We start from the raw sequence: 1,947 nt of genomic DNA on the forward strand, positions 1-1,947 counted from the left end.
TTGGAGGTGTTGCGGGCCGGGACGCCGACCACGGCGATACCGGTCTCGGCGGCGAGGTGCCGCATCCGGTCGACGATCTGCCCGCGGACCTGCTGCGACAGGCGCGTATTCAGGGTGGCGCCCATCCCCTGGGCTTCCATCGACCGCAGGTCTTCCACGTAGATCACGGTCGCGCCCGCGGCAATCGCCTGGTCCACCGCCCAACGGGCGGCAGCCCACGCGAGCGCCTGGTTGAGGTTCGTACGGCGGGCGGAGACGTGCCGGATCTCCTCGCGCAGCACGGCAAGCTTGCCGAGCAGGTGGTGCTGCGGGTCGAGGCCGATGAGCCGCTGATAGTGGTTGATGTGCCCCGCGTTTTCCGGACAGCTGACCGGCAACTAATTCATGCTGCGAGCTGGTGGTTCAGGAACTCGTTTCGGGCTTGTTGTGGGGTGCGGTAGCCGAGTCCTGAGTGGCGTCTGCGGGAATTGTAGCGGATCTCGATGTATCTGACAATGTCGCGGCGGGCGTGCTCGCGGGTGGGGTACTCGGTGCGGTTGACGCGCTCGTTCTTGAGGGCGGCGAAGAATGATTCAGCGAGTGCGTTGTCGTAGCAGATTCCGGTCCGGCCGACCGATTGCCGTAGTCCGAGTTTCTTCAACGTTTTAGCGAAGTCACTAGTGCCTCGTCTTTGAACGTTGATCGTGTAATCCGTCGGTTCTGAGGACGGGTCGGGCAGGCTGTCTCCCGACGTTTATGGGAGGTGGTGGCCGGTGGGCAGACGCCCGGAGGTGTTCGTCCGGCAGGTGTCGATGGCCGAGGGTCAGCGGTTGCAGCGGATCAGCCGGACCGCGAAGGACCCGGTGAAGCTGCGGCGGACGATCGTGGTGCTGATGTCCGCCCAGGGACAGCCGGCGCCGGACATCGCTCACTTGCTCAAGACCAGCGAGGACTACGTCCGCGACGTGATCCACGCGTTCAACGAGCGGGGGTTCGACGCACTCGACCCAAAATGGAGCGGGGGCGCACCGAGACGGATCGATGAGCAGACCCGCGACTGGATCTGCGTCATCGCCCGGTGCGACCCCCGCTTCCTCGGCAAACCATTCTCCTGCTGGTCACTGGTCAAGTTGCGCGAGTACCTGATCGCGGCTGGTTACGTCGCGGCGATCAGCGTCGAGACGCTCCGGCGGATCTTGCACGAGCGCGGGGTGTCATGGCAGGCCACCAAGACGTGGAAGGCCAGCACCGACCCCGACTTCACGGCCAAGATGAGCCGGATCTTGGACCTCTACGACCACCCGCCCGCGGACGGGCGGGTGCTCTGCGTGGATGAGTTCGGGCCGCTGAACCTGCAACCCCGCCCCGGCCGGGCCTGGCGTCCGCAGGGCCAACCAGTTCGGCTGAGGGCCACCTACACCCGTGACCAGGGGGTACGGCACATGATCGCCGCCCTGGACCTGGCCACCGGGCGCCTGCACTACCGCATCCGGGACCGGAAACGGTGGCGGGAATTCCTCGGCTTCCTCAAGACCCTGCGCCGCCGCTGGCCCGACCAGCGCCTCTACCTGATCCTGGACAACTTCTCCCCACACAAGCACCCCGAGGTCCGCGCCTGGTGCGCCGCCAACCAGGTGGAGCTGGTGTTCCTGCCGACCTACGCGTCCTGGCTGAACTGGATCGAGGCGGAGTTCGCCGCGGTGCGGTACTTCGCCCTCAACGGCACCGACCACCGCAGCCACTCCGAACAGGATGCCGCCATCGGCGACTACATCCGCTGGCGCAACCAGCGCGCCCAACCGAAAACCGCATTCGCCGCCCGCTCCAAGATCCGCCACCCGGATTACCCGTTCAAGGGCTGCATGACGGGGCACTAGTGTCGCGTGTCTGAAGTGATTTGACAGTGCGGGTCGGGGACACTTGTTGGCGTGACGGTTGCCGCGCCGCTGATCCTTGGTCCTGGTGATG

Annotated in this window: 3 protein-coding genes; 1 reads left to right on the forward strand and 2 read right to left on the reverse strand. The window is 66.0% G+C overall.

The genetic code is table 11. The features are described 5' to 3' along the window. Together ACWEVO_RS35805 and ACWEVO_RS35810 are read right to left on the reverse strand one after the other, a co-directional pair. The coding region (locus tag ACWEVO_RS35805) for a hypothetical protein (RefSeq protein ID WP_452311828.1) at positions 1–377 on the reverse strand (377 nt) is incomplete at its 3' end. Between the two features lie 5 nt (positions 378–382). Next, complete coding sequence (locus ACWEVO_RS35810) at positions 383–640, reverse strand: integrase core domain-containing protein (protein ID WP_452311829.1); 258 nt, start codon at positions 638–640, stop codon at positions 383–385. Positions 641–752: 112 nt separating this feature from the next. Here ACWEVO_RS35810 and ACWEVO_RS35815 point away from each other — a divergent pair, with 112 nt between their 5' ends. Continuing rightward, complete coding sequence (locus ACWEVO_RS35815) at positions 753–1,856, forward strand: IS630 family transposase (protein ID WP_452311830.1); 1,104 nt, start codon at positions 753–755, stop codon at positions 1,854–1,856. Positions 1,857–1,947: the final 91 nt, after the last annotated feature.

It is taken from the genome of Micromonospora sp. NPDC003776 (genome assembly GCF_053605645.1).